At 63.5% G+C, this 12,869-nt stretch carries 16 protein-coding genes; 10 read left to right on the forward strand and 6 right to left on the reverse strand.

The annotated features are described in order from the left end of the window. Nucleotides 1-131 precede the first annotated feature (131 nt). The 8 genes from AC1RUK_RS16805 to AC1RUK_RS16840 all read left to right on the forward strand — a co-directional run bounded on the left by AC1RUK_RS16805 (nucleotide 132) and on the right by AC1RUK_RS16840 (nucleotide 6,475). Nucleotides 132-560: a MarR family winged helix-turn-helix transcriptional regulator gene (locus AC1RUK_RS16805; protein WP_481840063.1), complete on the forward strand. Its 429-nt coding sequence runs from the start codon at nucleotides 132-134 to the stop codon at nucleotides 558-560. Between the two features lie 228 nt (nucleotides 561-788). Beyond that, complete coding sequence (locus tag AC1RUK_RS16810) at nucleotides 789-1,514, forward strand: 3-keto-5-aminohexanoate cleavage protein (RefSeq protein WP_481834721.1); 726 nt, start codon at nucleotides 789-791, stop codon at nucleotides 1,512-1,514. 191 nt (nucleotides 1,515-1,705) lie between these two features. After that, a complete protein-coding gene (locus AC1RUK_RS16815) occupies nucleotides 1,706-2,215 on the forward strand; it encodes an Lrp/AsnC family transcriptional regulator (RefSeq protein ID WP_481834720.1) in 510 nt (169 codons plus the stop codon). Further along, nucleotides 2,212-3,375, forward strand: coding sequence for a saccharopine dehydrogenase family protein (locus AC1RUK_RS16820; protein ID WP_481834719.1), 1,164 nt, complete (start codon nucleotides 2,212-2,214; stop codon nucleotides 3,373-3,375). The genes AC1RUK_RS16815 and AC1RUK_RS16820 overlap by 4 nt, the downstream gene beginning before the upstream one ends. Before the next feature lie 104 nt (nucleotides 3,376-3,479). Next, nucleotides 3,480-4,268 (forward strand): ABC transporter substrate-binding protein, encoded by a 789-nt coding sequence (locus AC1RUK_RS16825; protein WP_481834718.1) that lies wholly within the window; start codon nucleotides 3,480-3,482, stop codon nucleotides 4,266-4,268. Nucleotides 4,269-4,368: 100 nt separating this feature from the next. Next, nucleotides 4,369-5,046 (forward strand): amino acid ABC transporter permease, encoded by a 678-nt coding sequence (locus AC1RUK_RS16830; RefSeq protein ID WP_436174047.1) that lies wholly within the window; start codon nucleotides 4,369-4,371, stop codon nucleotides 5,044-5,046. Beyond that, nucleotides 5,043-5,717: an amino acid ABC transporter permease gene (locus AC1RUK_RS16835; RefSeq protein WP_481834717.1), complete on the forward strand. Its 675-nt coding sequence runs from the start codon at nucleotides 5,043-5,045 to the stop codon at nucleotides 5,715-5,717. The genes AC1RUK_RS16830 and AC1RUK_RS16835 overlap by 4 nt, the downstream gene beginning before the upstream one ends. 29 nt (nucleotides 5,718-5,746) lie before the next feature. After that, nucleotides 5,747-6,475: an amino acid ABC transporter ATP-binding protein gene (locus tag AC1RUK_RS16840; RefSeq protein ID WP_481834716.1), complete on the forward strand. Its 729-nt coding sequence runs from the start codon at nucleotides 5,747-5,749 to the stop codon at nucleotides 6,473-6,475. 128 nt (nucleotides 6,476-6,603) lie between these two features. Here the strand turns inward: AC1RUK_RS16840 and AC1RUK_RS16845 are convergent, their stop codons facing one another. After that, a complete protein-coding gene (locus AC1RUK_RS16845; RefSeq protein WP_481834715.1) occupies nucleotides 6,604-7,242 on the reverse strand; it encodes a TetR/AcrR family transcriptional regulator in 639 nt (212 codons plus the stop codon). A 170-nt stretch (nucleotides 7,243-7,412) separates the two neighbouring features. Here AC1RUK_RS16845 and AC1RUK_RS16850 point away from each other — a divergent pair, with 170 nt between their 5' ends. Continuing rightward, nucleotides 7,413-8,135, forward strand: coding sequence for a hypothetical protein (locus tag AC1RUK_RS16850; RefSeq protein ID WP_481834714.1), 723 nt, complete (start codon nucleotides 7,413-7,415; stop codon nucleotides 8,133-8,135). Between the two features lie 144 nt (nucleotides 8,136-8,279). Here the strand turns inward: AC1RUK_RS16850 and AC1RUK_RS16855 are convergent, their stop codons facing one another. The 5 genes from AC1RUK_RS16855 to AC1RUK_RS16875 all read right to left on the reverse strand — a co-directional run bounded on the left by AC1RUK_RS16855 (nucleotide 8,280) and on the right by AC1RUK_RS16875 (nucleotide 11,959). Then, a complete protein-coding gene (locus tag AC1RUK_RS16855; RefSeq protein ID WP_481834713.1) occupies nucleotides 8,280-8,681 on the reverse strand; it encodes a GFA family protein in 402 nt (133 codons plus the stop codon). Nucleotides 8,682-8,870: 189 nt separating this feature from the next. Further along, nucleotides 8,871-9,863, reverse strand: a complete 993-nt coding sequence (gene add, locus AC1RUK_RS16860) for an adenosine deaminase (protein ID WP_481834712.1) — start codon at nucleotides 9,861-9,863, stop codon at nucleotides 8,871-8,873. A gap of 27 nt (nucleotides 9,864-9,890) precedes the next feature. Further along, nucleotides 9,891-10,013, reverse strand: a complete 123-nt coding sequence (locus AC1RUK_RS16865; RefSeq protein ID WP_481834711.1) for a hypothetical protein — start codon at nucleotides 10,011-10,013, stop codon at nucleotides 9,891-9,893. Between the two features lie 36 nt (nucleotides 10,014-10,049). Continuing rightward, nucleotides 10,050-11,108, reverse strand: coding sequence for a Gfo/Idh/MocA family protein (locus AC1RUK_RS16870; protein WP_481834710.1), 1,059 nt, complete (start codon nucleotides 11,106-11,108; stop codon nucleotides 10,050-10,052). A gap of 65 nt (nucleotides 11,109-11,173) precedes the next feature. Next, nucleotides 11,174-11,959 (reverse strand): ThuA domain-containing protein, encoded by a 786-nt coding sequence (locus AC1RUK_RS16875; protein WP_481834709.1) that lies wholly within the window; start codon nucleotides 11,957-11,959, stop codon nucleotides 11,174-11,176. A 154-nt stretch (nucleotides 11,960-12,113) separates the two neighbouring features. Here AC1RUK_RS16875 and AC1RUK_RS16880 point away from each other — a divergent pair, with 154 nt between their 5' ends. Continuing rightward, a complete protein-coding gene (locus AC1RUK_RS16880; RefSeq protein ID WP_481834708.1) occupies nucleotides 12,114-12,869 on the forward strand; it encodes a bestrophin-like domain in 756 nt (251 codons plus the stop codon).

Here is a 12,869-nt window from a genome sequence, read left to right on the forward strand (position 1 = left end):
GACGGACATCGCTATGTAACATAGCAACTATATTCGCTATGTCGCATAGTCTTTTTCGCTTGACAAGGTCCTCATCCGCGACGATCGATGAAAGCATGGCAGAGACAAAGCTTCGCGCCGGCGATCCCGATTTGGCCGAGACCGCGCTCGACGCGCAGATCGGTTACAATCTGCGGCGCGCCTCAGCCCTGGCGCTCAACGATTTCACGGTCGAGATGGCGAGTGATGCGCTACGCCCGGTGACCTACGGCATGCTGGCGCTGATCGACGAAAGGTCCGGCATCAGCGCCGCCGAGCTCTGCCGCCGGCTCGGCATGAAAAGCGCCAACATGGCACCGCTGCTGGCCGAACTCGAAGAGCGCGGCCTGGTCGAGCGCGACGACCACGCGCAGGACAAACGCGTGCGCATGCTGGCCCTGACCAAGGCCGCGAAAAAAGCCATGCCGGCGTGGCGGCTCAAGGTGCTTCGCCATGAGGACCGGTTTCTGCACAAGCTGACAGCCAAGGAACGGGCGACGCTGCTGCGGCTGTTGCGGCTCATCTGGACGGATGAGGACTAAGCCTGCGTCAGCGATCGGCCGATACCTTCATCTATGGCCAAGGATGATTCCTCGCCCATAGTCCCTCCTGGCGCCAGGAAAGCCGTGATGGAACAACGGTATAGCGGCGTGTCCTGCGCGACTGATTCAGCCACGGCGCCTCCCCTGTCAGGAATGATTAGCCGCCCGATTCCGGTTTTCGCCGGCCTCGGCTAGACTGGCGGCAACCGCAACCGGGTTGCTTTTCCGATGATCGTCCAGACCTGCATCAATGGCGCGCGTGGCGCCGATTTTCATCCGCAGCTGCCGCTCGACGCGCGCGCCATGGCGCGCGACGGTGCTGCTTCGGTGGCGGCCGGTGCGGCTGAGTTGCATGTGCACGCGCGCGGACCGGACGGACGGGAAAGCCTGGCGCCGGCGGCGATGGACGCGACGGTGCTCGCGCTTCGCAACGCCTGCCCGGGAACGCTGATCGGCGTCTCCACCGGCGCCTGGATCGAGAACGACGACCTGCGCACGCTGGTGGCCATCGCCGGCTGGCGCGAATTGCCGGACTATGCCTCGGTCAATCTCAGCGAGACGGCGGCGCCGCTGGTGATGGAGAGCCTGCGCCAGCGCGGCATCGGCATTGAGGCCGGGCTGGCGTCGATCGCCGACGCCGAACGCCTCGTCAGCCTCGACCATGGCGGGCGGGTGCTGCGCATCCTGATCGAGATTTCCGAGCAGACGCTGGACGAGGCGTTTGCGGTCGCCGATGGCATCGAGGCGGTGCTGGAGCGCGCCGGCATTCGCCGCAGCATCCTGCTGCATGGCGAGAACACGACCGTCTGGCCCTTCGTCGAGCGGGCCGCGGCGCGCAACTGGTCGACGCGTGTCGGGCTGGAAGACGGCAAGGAACTGCCGGACGGAACGGTGGCCTCCGGCAATGCCGCGCTGACGGCTGCGGCAGTGGCGATCTTTCGCGGCGACCGGTAGTCGCTGATCCATCCAGCCTGCTCCGAAACGATGCTTCGCGCGGCGATGCGGCCTGGTCGGGCGTCGGGTGTATCCGGCCTTGTTGACAACCGCCAGAACCGCTATTGCTGTTTTAAAACATTATCCCTATGATATTTTCATATTAGAAAGAAAACGTGCCATCATTCTTCTCTTTTATGAAAGTCTGAACATTGCGGGAACACCTCGACCAGACCGACCGCCGACTGGTCAAATTGCTGTCGCAGGATGCCCAGCCCGGCATCAATCGGCTCGCTGAAACGATGGCGGTCTCGGTGCCGACGGTGCGCACGCGGCTGCGCAACCTGCTCGACCGCAACCTGCTCAAGATCGTCGGGCTGCTCAACCTGACCGAGCGCCCCGAATTGATCTCGGCTATTGTCGGCATCAATGCGCAGGGGCGCGGCCGCGCCCGCGAATTGGCGCAGCGCATCTCGGAACTGCCTTTCGTCAACTCGGCCTCCGTCGTCACCGGGCGCTTCGACATCATCGTCGACGTGACCGTGGCCGGCGATGTCGCCGACCTCTACCGCATCACCAGCGAGCTGATCCCCGGCGCGGGCATTCCGGGCGAAGTCGTGCGCAGCGAGACTTTCGTCGTCATGGCTTCCTGCAACAAATGGGTCAGCCTGCCGGAAGGCTGCTGGTCGGAAGAAACGCCGGTGCGCAAGGAGCCGGCATGAAGATCGCGGTTCTCGGCGGCCTCGGCCTGCAAGGCCGGGCGGCTATCGCCGATCTCGTCGCCAGCGACGATGTCGAAGGAGTCGTCTGCGTCGACACCGCCTCTGACGGCCCTGCCCGGCTTGAGGGCCTGACCGACCTTTCGCGCGTGCGTTTCGTCGTGCCCGAGGGTGCGATCGGCCCGGCACTCGTCAATGTGCTTGCCGATGTCGATGCGGTCATCGATCTGTTGCCACAGCCGCTGATGCGCGAGGCGGTGCTGGCGGCGATCGCGACGCGCACGCCGCTGGTCACCACCAATTACGGCAAGGCCATCGCCGATCTCGCACCGGCGGCGGAAAAAGCCGGCGTTTCGATCATGACCGAATGCGGGCTCGACCCCGGTATCGACCTTGTGCTTTACGCGCGCGCCGCCCGACAATTCGACAGCATCACGTCGATCGATTCCTATTGCGGCGGCATCCCCGAGCCAAAGGCGATGGCCAAGCCGCTTTGCTACAAGGTGAGCTGGAACTTCGACATGGTTCTGGTCAGCCAAAACCGCGACAGCGTGATGATCGAGGACGGCGAGCGGGTCGCGGTGCCGGCCGGTCGGCAGCACGACAATCGCTTCATCCACGAGATCGAGGTCGCGGGCCTGGGCCGGCTGGAAGCCTTCCCCAATGGCGACGCCCTGCATTACGTCGAGATGCTGGCCGCGGCCAAGGGGCTGCAGCGCTCAGGCCGCTACACGCTGCGATGGCCGGGATGGTCGGCGTTCTGGGCGCCGCTGAAGGAGCTCGGCTTCCTCTCCGAAGACAAGGTGCCTGGTACCGGCGCCAGCCCGCGCGAATTTCTCGGCCGGCTGCTCGGCCCGCAACTGCAGTACGGCATCGACGAGAAGGATTTGTGCGTGATGCGCAACGTCTTTTCCGGCAGCGAAGGCGGCCGCCGCAAGACGGTGACATCGGAGCTGATCATCGAACGCGACCTCGCCTCCGGCCTGTTCGGCATGAGCCTCGGCGTCGGCTACCCCGCAAGCATCGTGGCGCAGATGCTGGCGCGGGGCGAAATCGCCACGCCCGGCCTGCTCAACCCGCTGCTGCATGTGCCGGAGGGCCGCTTCTTCGACGAATTGGCCAAGCGCGGCATCCGGGTGACCGAAACGGTCAACTGGGACTGAGGAGACAGATTTTCGGACGGTGGTCGCCGCCGGCAAACGGCGCTGCCGCTCAAAAAGCACCCCGAAGGGTGAAAATAACAAACGACAACAAGGAGGAATGCCACATGAAGATTGCCAGGCTTTTCATCGCCGGACTTGCGCTCGCCGGCCTCACCGCCGCTGCAAATGCTGGAACGCTCGACGACATCACCAAGCGCGGCGAACTGCGCGTCGCGGTGCAGACGCAGGGACCGCCCTTCTCACTGGTCGGCGCCAATGGCGAACGCACCGGCAGTTCGGTCGAACTTGCCGAACTGATGGCCAAGGAAATGGGCGTGAAGATCACCTTCCTCGATTTCGACTGGGACGGGCTGATCCCGGCGCTGCTCTCGGGCAAGGCCGATCTTCTGGTCGCCGACATGACGCCAACCTTGGCGCGGGGCATGAAGGTCGCCTTCACCAAACCTTATATGTATACGGGCAGCACCGTCTTCACCAAGGCCGACAGCAAGTTCAAGACCACCGAGGACTGCAAGGCCAAAGGCACCAAGATCGCCGTGCTGCTTGGCGCCACCGGCGAGAAGGAGGCCAAGACCGCCTTCCCCGACGCCGACATCAAGAGCTACAAGGGCGGCGGCCCGCTGCTGCTCGACGCCGTCAACAATGGCCAGGCCGATTGCGGCGTCAACGACGTCTCGGCGGTCAAGGGTCAGTCGACAGCCTATCCGGCCGGCAGCTTCACCATCATGCCGGACCTCCTGTCGAAGGAGCCGCTTGCGTTCGCCACACGCTATGACGAGCCGGACCTGCTGGTCTGGATGAACCTGTTCCTCGATCAGGTCAGCGTCGACGGTCGCCTGCAGAAGAACCTCGACTACTGGGTCAATTCCGACGCCTGGAAGAAAGACCACTAAGCAGCGATAGATCCGAGCGGCTTCGCGCGCCCCGGCGGCGCGAACCGCTCGGAGTTCGCTTTGTCCGCCGCTTCGTTCGTCTCGGGGACTCCGTTCAGCGATGCTCGAAAATTTCAGCTTCCGCACCATCGTCGAATATCTGCCTCTGTTCGGGCAGGGCCTCGTCACGACCGTGTGGCTGTCGGCGCTGTCCTTTGCCGGGGCGCTTGCCATCGGCATCGTGCTCGCTGCCATGAACCTGCAGCGCGGCTGGCTGTTTCGCGTTCCGGCCAAGGCCTATATCGACGCGGTGCGCGCCACGCCTTTGCTGGCGCAGCTCTATTTCCTCTATTTCGGCCTGCCTCGCCTTGGCTTCGTGCTGCCCGAGCTTGTTGTCGGCATCCTCGCGCTGTCGTTGAACAGTGGCGCCTATGTCGCCGAGATCATCCGCGCTGGCATCCTGTCGATCCCGCGCGGCCAGGTGGAAGCCGGCGTCGCCTCGGGGATGACCTATGTCCAGCGCATGCGCCTGGTCATCCTGCCGCAAGCGTTCAAGGTGACAATCCCGCCGCTGCTCGGCCAGGCGATCGTGCTGGTCAAGGATTCGGCGCTGCTGTCGCTGATCTCGGTTTCCGAACTGACGCGCGCCGGCCAGTTGCTCGCTTCCGACCGTTTCATGCCGGCGGAAGGTTTTATCACCATCGCCGCCTTCTACCTGCTGCTCTATTACGGCCTCAAGGGACTGGCGACGCTCTCCGGTCGCTGGCTCGGCTTGCAGCCGGCAAGGAGCAGCACATGATCTGGCAGCAGCTGCAAAGCCTCGTCGGAAGCTACCCCCTCGCGCTGCGCGGCCTCGGCATGACCGTGGTGCTATCGCTGATCAGCCTGGTGCTGGGCACGCTGCTCGGCTTTGGACTCGGCATCTTGCGAACCGGCGGCAACCGGCTGATCAGTGCGGCGATCGGCGCCTGGGTCGACCTGATCCGCGGTACGCCGTTCCTGGTGCAGATCTTCCTGATCTTCTTCATCCTGCCGGAATTCGGCATCGAGCTCGACGCCTTTACCGCCGGCATCATCGCGCTGACCAATCTGGCGGCCTGCTTCATCTGTGAGATCGTCGCCGCCGGCATCCGCTCGGTGCCGACCGGCCAGGTTGAGGCCGCACTGGCATCCGGCCTGTCGCGCTGGCAGCGGATGCGCCAGGTGGTGCTGCCGCAGGCGATGCGCATCGTGCTGCCGCCGCTGGTCGGGCAATATGTGCTGCTTATCAAGGATTCCTCTGTTGTTTCGGCCATCGGGCTGACCGACCTGACCCGCGTCGGCTGGCTGGTGGTGCAGCGCGTGCCGAACGGCCTCCTGGTGTTCTTCCTCGTCGGCCTCGGCTATTTCATGGTCTGCTACCCGCTGATCATGCTGGCCCGCCGGCTGGAACGCCGCATGGGTGCGGCACATGGCGAGGTGCAGTTGTGACGTCGAGCCCCAGAAAAAATGGTACCGGCATGATCGAGTTTCGCGGCGTCAACAAATGGTTCGGCGCGCTCAACGTGCTTCGGGATATCACGCTCAGCGTCGAGCCGCGCGAGGTCGTCGTCGTCTGCGGCCCGAGCGGCTCGGGCAAGAGCACCTTGATCCGCTGCATCAACGGGCTGGAGACGATCAAGGACGGCGATCTCGTGGTCGACGGCCAGCGCCTCGGCGACCCCGCCACCAACATGACGCGGCTGCGCACCGAGATCGGTTTCGTCTTCCAGTCGTTCAACCTCTATCCACACAAGACAGCGCTGGAGAACGTGACGCTTGCGCCGATTCATGTGCGCAAGATTCCTCGCACTGAAGCCGAGCAGGCCGGGCGCGAGCTGCTGGCCAAGGTCGGCCTTGCCGACAAGGTCGATGCCTATCCGGCGCAACTCTCCGGCGGCCAGCAGCAGCGCGTGGCGATCGCCCGCTGCCTCGGCATGCGCCCCAAGATCATGCTGTTCGACGAGCCGACATCGGCGCTTGATCCCGAGATGATCTCGGAAGTGCTCGAAGTCATGGTCGCGGTGGCCGAGGAAGGCATGACCATGATGGTGGTGACACACGAGATGGGCTTTGCCCGCAAGGTCGCGCAGCGCGTGGTGTTCATGGATGCCGGCGCCATCGTCGAAAGCGGCACGCCGGAGGCGTTTTTCTCGCAGCCCAAGACCGACCGCAGCCGCGCCTTCCTCAGCAAGATCCTGCGGCATTAGGGTCCGGACTCAAACAGCTGGCTGCTGCCGCCATGGCCGAGATGGATAGGGAATGTTGCCGATCGGCTCTTCGATGGGAACGAGCAAGTAGCGCCCTTCCGGGCATTGCCAGCGGCGCTTGATCCCCATTAGGGCCTGTCGTTTCCAATGAGTGTCACGAAGTGCTTTAATACGTTCTGCGCAGTTCGCTCCGCAGAATGTCCAGCCACTGCCCACTGCGCAAAGTGTCCGTCAATGCACATGCGTGCGAGCCCGTAGACGAGCGCCCTCGCGGCTATCTGGGTCTCTGCTATGTCGTTTGACCCGAGCATGTTTCGTCGCTGCGCTTCTGCCATCGACCCTTCCATCAGCGAACGCACCGCTTCGTTATCGTGACGCAGCGACTCCGAACTGTCCCAATCAATAAGACTCCGTGTCGAGATGATCTGGAAATGGGTGGGATTTCGAATTGCCCAGCGCAAATAGGCGATTCCAACAGCGGCAAAGCGCTCGATCGGGTCGTCCGTCGCAACGTTCTCGACTGCATTCGTAATCTCCGATCGGAATCGGCTCATCGCCTGCTCTGCGACAGCCGTCATCAATGCGGTCTTATTGCTGAAATGACGGAAGGGTGCGCCAGGGGAAACGCCGGCCCGCTTTGCAGCTTCGCGCACGCTCACATTGTCGGGGCCACCCTCCTCCACAAGTTGAACGGCGGCATCGATCAGCGCGTCCCGCAAATTGCCATGGTGGTAACTAGCGCGGCGAGGCGTCTTGGCTTTTGGCATCTCGTTCCCTTCGTTCCGTAGAGCTGCATCCCGCCTCTATACCATGCTGCCGCGAATTATGTAATCACTGTTTACAATCGCGACAAGAGGATGTAAGCAGTGATTACAGATGGGACGGAATAGGCCTGCGGTCTTCGCGGCTGCCAAATTCCCAGATGGAGGAAACGAACATGCTCGCCAGAAACGCCGAACCCCGCCGTCAGCAATTCACGTCGTCCCAGGGTGCAGCCGAAGAACCTCTGCACAAGGAGAGTTTCGCGACTGTTCCGTCGAGCGCAGCTGTGCCCGGCGTCACGCTCTATCGGCTTGCCGCCGTCGCCGGGGTGGGAAGCGCGCTTATTCTTCTGGTCAACGCGGCTAAACGCAGCTCGCTCATCGCGACCACCGATCTGACGCAACTTCTCGCGCCCGTCGCCGAGATATTGGCGCTTGGTCTTGTCGTAGGCTTGTTTCTTGCGTTTGGTCGGCGCGTGGGCCTGCTCGGCACTATCGCGTTTGTCATCAACTTCGTTGCACTGGCAAGTCTGGTAGGTGTGGAAGTGGTGATCAATCTCGTATTTTCGAAACTTCCGCTGACAACCATCATCGACCTGCGAGCCGGGCCGCTCGGACTGGCTCTGGTCGTCAGTTCGGTTCTTTTTCTGCTTGGGACGCTCGCGTTTGTAATCTCTCTTGTCGTTGCAAGAGGTGTACCGCGCATTCCACTCGCGCTCTATTTCATTGGCGTGGTGCCTATCGCGCTCCGTGCGTTCGTGCCGGAGTGGGCTCTTGACCTTGGCCTGATGACGCTTGCGGCAGCGATCGCCTGGCTGGCCGGATGGCTGTGGATACGCGCGAGCACTATCGAAGAATTCAGGCCGGAAAGCGTGACGACCTCAACCGCTCAGAATTGATGCACCTATCGCCCCACAGTTGCTGTCGCGGCGGCATCGGGTCAGGGCTTCTCGTTCATGTTCACAGAGGTAGCGTCCGCAACGGATCGAACTCGGTCGTTCAGAGTGATTGGGTTTGACCATAAGCGGACCCGGCCGGCGGCTTCATCCGAACGTCGCCAGAGGCTCCGTGCGGATCTCGACCCACTCGCAGCGCCGGCTGTCGTGATAGAAGGACTGGAAGGGCGGCGGGAAGGATGGGTCGGCGAAGGCGCCGACGGGGATGGCGATCACGCCGGGCTGGACATCGATCCGGTAGTGCACCGTGGTTCCGCAATCCGGGCAGAAATTATAGGTGACGCGGCCGCCGGCTTCGCCGATGCGCGTGAACTCGGCCGAGCGTCCCTGGACCGATACGCCATCCTCGGCAAAGCGGACATTGAAGCTGAAGGCGCTGCCGCTGCGCCGCTTGCAGTCGAGGCAATGGCAGACCGAGATGCGCACCGGTTCGCCCACGCAAGTGGCTGACAGCTGGCCACAAGAACATTCCGCGCGACGCGTGACCATGGCTGGCTCCTTTCTGCTCCGCTCGTCTCTCACCCGAGAGCAACGCGAGATCAAGGACCTTATGGGGTTCGTCGGCGTGGCGGAAGGGACGCCTCGCCGTTCAGCTTCGCCTCATCAAGGAGCTTCGGCGCCTGGCGCATCCGGCGCAACGAGACACGGATCGACACTGGTCCCTCTCAGGCAGACTTGTCAGGCCTGCCAGGCATCCAAATCCGCCAGGATTCGCGCCTTCACCGCAGGATCGGCATAGCTTGCGCGTACCGATGTCGCGGCAAGCTGCCGGATGGTTTCGCTGTCCCAGGCGAAGGCCTCGGCGCAGGCGGCATAGGATGCTTCGAGAGTCGTGTCGAGCAGCGTCGGATCATCGGTGTTGATCGAGACCGGAACACCGGCCTTGCGCAGGGCGTCGATCGGATGTTCGGCAAGCGACGGATACATGCCGAGCGCCACGTTGGAGATCGGACAGATGCCCAACGGAATTTGCTTCTGCGCCAGCAAGTCGACAAGCTCCGGATCCTCGATCGCCCGCACCCCGTGGTCGATGCGGTCGGCGCCAAGCAGTTCGATTGCGTCGCGGACACCTTCCGGGCCGCTCGACTCACCCGCATGAACGGTTCGCCGCAGGCCCACTGCCGCAGCACGGCGAAACGCCTCGGCAAAGCGCGGGCCGGTGCGGCCGGCAGCCGCCTCGTTGCCGTCGATCGACAGCGCGACGACGCGCGGATGCCTGATCCCGCTCAGCAGCTCCACCAACCCGATCGCTTCCGCCGCCGACTGGGTGCGAAGCAGGCTGACGCAAAGCCCAACCGGCGGGTGTCCGTCCTGCTCGGCGGCCGCGAAACCCGCATCGAACGCGTCGATCATCCCGGGGATGTCTTTGTGCCAATGCGGCCAGTGCGTCGGGTTGACGATGACGTCGGCATAACGCACGCCGCTTCTGCCCATGCGCTGCGCAAACTTGTAGGCCGTGGTGGCCAGTTGTTCGCGCGTCCGGAACGTCCCGCACAACCAGTCGAGCATTTCGAGGAAGCTCTTCAGATCGTGCGCCTCGAAGAGCCTGTCGCGTGGCGCGCGCAGCGGAATGCCGGCCTCCTCGCAATTCCTGATCACATCGCCGGCCTCGAAGCAGCCCTCGACGTGGATGTGCACTTCGGCTTTCGGCAGTCCGATGTAGTCGGTCAATGACGCCTCCCATGTTCGCAGGCGCCATCAAATCATGAAACGGCCGGTCCCCATTTCAAGAAATGATTGAAAGAATTGCGTCCGGCGCCCGGCAATGCGGCGCTGGCTGGATTCGTTGGGAAAGTGCGGGCAGCCCTCGATGACATCCAATCTCCCCCCTAGCGGGGGAGATCGGCGGTTTCGGCCTCACTGCGTGTCCGCGTGGGCCCTGAGCTCCGCCCTTTTTTCGTCCGACACCACCGCAAGGTCCAGCACCTTCTGCAATTCGGCGGCGTGGTGGAAGGACGGCTCGGGCTGGACGCCGCTCAGCACCGCGTCGACGAAGCGCTGGTAGTTGGTCGGCACCGTGCCGGCATCGAGCACCTGCCATTTGGCAGCCTCGATGTTGGCGCCGACGCATGCCTTGAGCTCCGAGCCTTCGAGATTGTGCACGACTTCGAGGCCGCCCTTGTCGCCATAGATGCGCAGCCTCAGTTCGTTGAAGTGGCCGGTCGCCCAGCGGCTGGCATGCACGACGCCGAAGGCGCCATTGGCGAAATCCAGCGTCATGGCGAAGCTGTCATTTGCGTCGAGCCCGTATTCGCCGATGCGGTTGCCGGGCGCCTTGTCGAAGGCCCTGAGGCGGCAGAAAACATGGTCGATGTCGAGGGCGGCACCGTAACTGGCGAAATCGAGGATGTGGATGCCGACATCGCCGAGCACGCCGTTGGAGCCGTGGTCGCGGGACAGGCGCCACAGCCATTTCGGGTCGGTGCGCCAGTCGCCCCAATGCTTCGACACCAGCCAACTCTGCAGATAGGACGCCTCGACATGCCTGACCGTACCGATCTCGCCTGCAAGCACCATTGCGCGTGCCTTCTGCAGTGCTGCGACATTGCGATAGGTCAGGTTGACCATGTTGACGATGCCGGCGGCTTCGGCGGCGTCCGCCATCTCGTTCGCCTTGCCGAAATTCTCGGCCAGCGGCTTTTCGCACAGCACCGGCTTGCCGGCGGCGATCAGCGCCATGGTGGTCGGATGATGGATGCGGTCCGGCGTGACATTGGCGACCGCGTCGAAGGCGCCCCATTTCAGCGCTTCCTCCAGCGACGCGAAGCGGTTGGGGATGCCGAAGCTGTCGGCGAATTCGCCGACGCGGGCCGCGTCGACATCGACGGCGGCGACGATTTCGACGCCCTTTATCTTGCCGAACTGCCGGGCATGCTCCTGCGCCATCCAGCCGGTGCCGAGTATCAGAAGTCGCATTTTTGCTCCTCCGAGCGAATTGCCTAAGGGTGAAATTGAGGGATGCAAGCCGGCGGGAGAACCGCTCAGCGGAAGCCGGCCTCGCCTGCCGCGTGCAGCTTGCCGCCGCGCTCGACGATCGGCTCCAGCGCCTTGTCGACCGGCACGTTCGGCGCATCGAGGATGGCCGGCTTCGCACCTTGCGGGTTGTGCGCCCATTTCACGGCGTTGCGCAGCACCTTCTGGACGGTGGCATCGTGATAGGTCGGATAGGTCTCGTGGCCCGGCCGGAAATAGAAGATGTTGCCGGCGCCGCGCCTGTAGGTCAGCCCCGAGCGGAACACCTCGCCACCTTGGAACCAGGAGATGAACACTGTCTCCAGCGGCTCCGGCACGGCGAACTGCTCGCCATACATCTCTTCGTTCTCGAGCTCGAAATATTCGCCGGCGCCCGCGGCGATCGGGTGGCTCGGGCTGGTGACCCAGAGCCGCTCGCGCTCGCCGGCCTCGCGCCATTTCAGCGTGCAGGGCGTGCCCATCAGCCGCTTGAAGATCTTGGAGAAATGGCCGGAATGCAGAATGATCAGCCCCATGCCTTCGAAGACCCGGCGCGCCACGCGCTCGACCACCTCGTCGGCGACCGCGCCATGATCCTTGTGGCCCCACCAGACCAGCACGTCGGTCTCGGCCAGGCGCGCTGCCGGCAGGCCGTGCTCGGGCTGCTCCAGCGTCGCGGTCGAGGCGGAAATGCCTGTGTCCGTGTTCAGCGCCTTGGCGATGGTGGCGTGCATGCCTTCGGGATAGATCGAGGCGACCACCTCATTGGTGCGCTCATGGATATTCTCGCCCCAGACGACAGCGCGTATTGTCATGACATCCTCTTGATGGTGTGAAGCCGGAGCCGCCCCGGTCATACATAGTGCCTTCGGCTGGCATTGAAAGCGCTTTTCGCGCAACGCCGTAACCGCCAGTCCTGCCAAAATGATTCAGCGCGACATTTGCCTAATGTCGTGCACAATATCAGCCATGAGGGAGGGTCTGATTGGATTGGGGATATTCATCTGCCTGGCCGGTGCTTCGCTGACCAGCCTGATGATCTATGAGAGATTTCCGAGCCACCATCGCCAGGACGACACGAGCGCCGTTGTCCGGCATGCCGCCAATCTGTTCGTGGTGATGTCGTCGCTGGTGCTCGGCCTGATGATCAACTCGGCCAAGAACACGTTCGAATCCATCGACCACAACGTCCACGCCTTCGCAACGGAACTGATCCTGCTCGACCGCTCGCTCAGGCAATACGGACCCGAGACCGATGCGGCGCGCCAGTCGCTCGCCGCCTATGCGCAGCGGGTAGTCGATGCCACCTCCCCCAGCCAGCAGACTCCGGCCGTCGCCAACCGGCTGTCCGAGCTGCTGCTCAACCAGGTCGGCGACATGCTGGCGGCACTGACACCGCCGGAGGCCAGGCATGCGGCCCTGCTGCAGAATGCGACCCAGCAGCTGCAGAAAGTAATCGAGCAACGCTGGGTGCTTATCGAACAGTCGGAAGGTGCGATCCCCGCGCCGCTGATCGCGCTGCTCGTCGCGTGGCTGACGCTGATCTTCGCGAGCTTCGGCTTCCGGTCGCCGCGCAACGCCACCGTCGTCGGCACCTTCATCGTGTCGGCAGCACTTGTCGCCTCGGCACTCTATCTGATCCTGGACATGGACCTGCCGTTTTCGGGCCCGATCCAAATTTCGCCGGCGCCGCTGCAGCGGGCACTGGCGGAAATGACGCAATGA

This window comes from Mesorhizobium monacense (assembly GCF_056781675.1).

Bases quoted from the DNA above. Each gene is read 5' to 3' on its own strand.
- AC1RUK_RS16810 (WP_481834721.1), top strand. From the start codon at position 789: ATGATCGTCCAGACCTGCATCAATGGCGCGCGTGGCGCCGATTTTCAT.
- AC1RUK_RS16820 (WP_481834719.1), top strand. From the start codon at position 2,212: ATGAAGATCGCGGTTCTCGGCGGCCTCGGCCTGCAAGGCCGGGCGGCT.
- AC1RUK_RS16825 (WP_481834718.1), top strand. From the start codon at position 3,480: ATGAAGATTGCCAGGCTTTTCATCGCCGGACTTGCGCTCGCCGGCCTC.
- AC1RUK_RS16830 (WP_436174047.1), top strand. From the start codon at position 4,369: ATGCTCGAAAATTTCAGCTTCCGCACCATCGTCGAATATCTGCCTCTG.
- AC1RUK_RS16835 (WP_481834717.1), top strand. From the start codon at position 5,043: ATGATCTGGCAGCAGCTGCAAAGCCTCGTCGGAAGCTACCCCCTCGCG.
- AC1RUK_RS16840 (WP_481834716.1), top strand. From the start codon at position 5,747: ATGATCGAGTTTCGCGGCGTCAACAAATGGTTCGGCGCGCTCAACGTG.
- AC1RUK_RS16845 (WP_481834715.1), bottom strand. From the start codon at position 7,242: ATGCCAAAAGCCAAGACGCCTCGCCGCGCTAGTTACCACCATGGCAAT.
- AC1RUK_RS16850 (WP_481834714.1), top strand. From the start codon at position 7,413: ATGCTCGCCAGAAACGCCGAACCCCGCCGTCAGCAATTCACGTCGTCC.
- AC1RUK_RS16855 (WP_481834713.1), bottom strand. From the start codon at position 8,681: ATGGTCACGCGTCGCGCGGAATGTTCTTGTGGCCAGCTGTCAGCCACT.
- AC1RUK_RS16870 (WP_481834710.1), bottom strand. From the start codon at position 11,108: ATGCGACTTCTGATACTCGGCACCGGCTGGATGGCGCAGGAGCATGCC.
- AC1RUK_RS16875 (WP_481834709.1), bottom strand. From the start codon at position 11,959: ATGACAATACGCGCTGTCGTCTGGGGCGAGAATATCCATGAGCGCACC.
- AC1RUK_RS16880 (WP_481834708.1), top strand. From the start codon at position 12,114: ATGAGGGAGGGTCTGATTGGATTGGGGATATTCATCTGCCTGGCCGGT.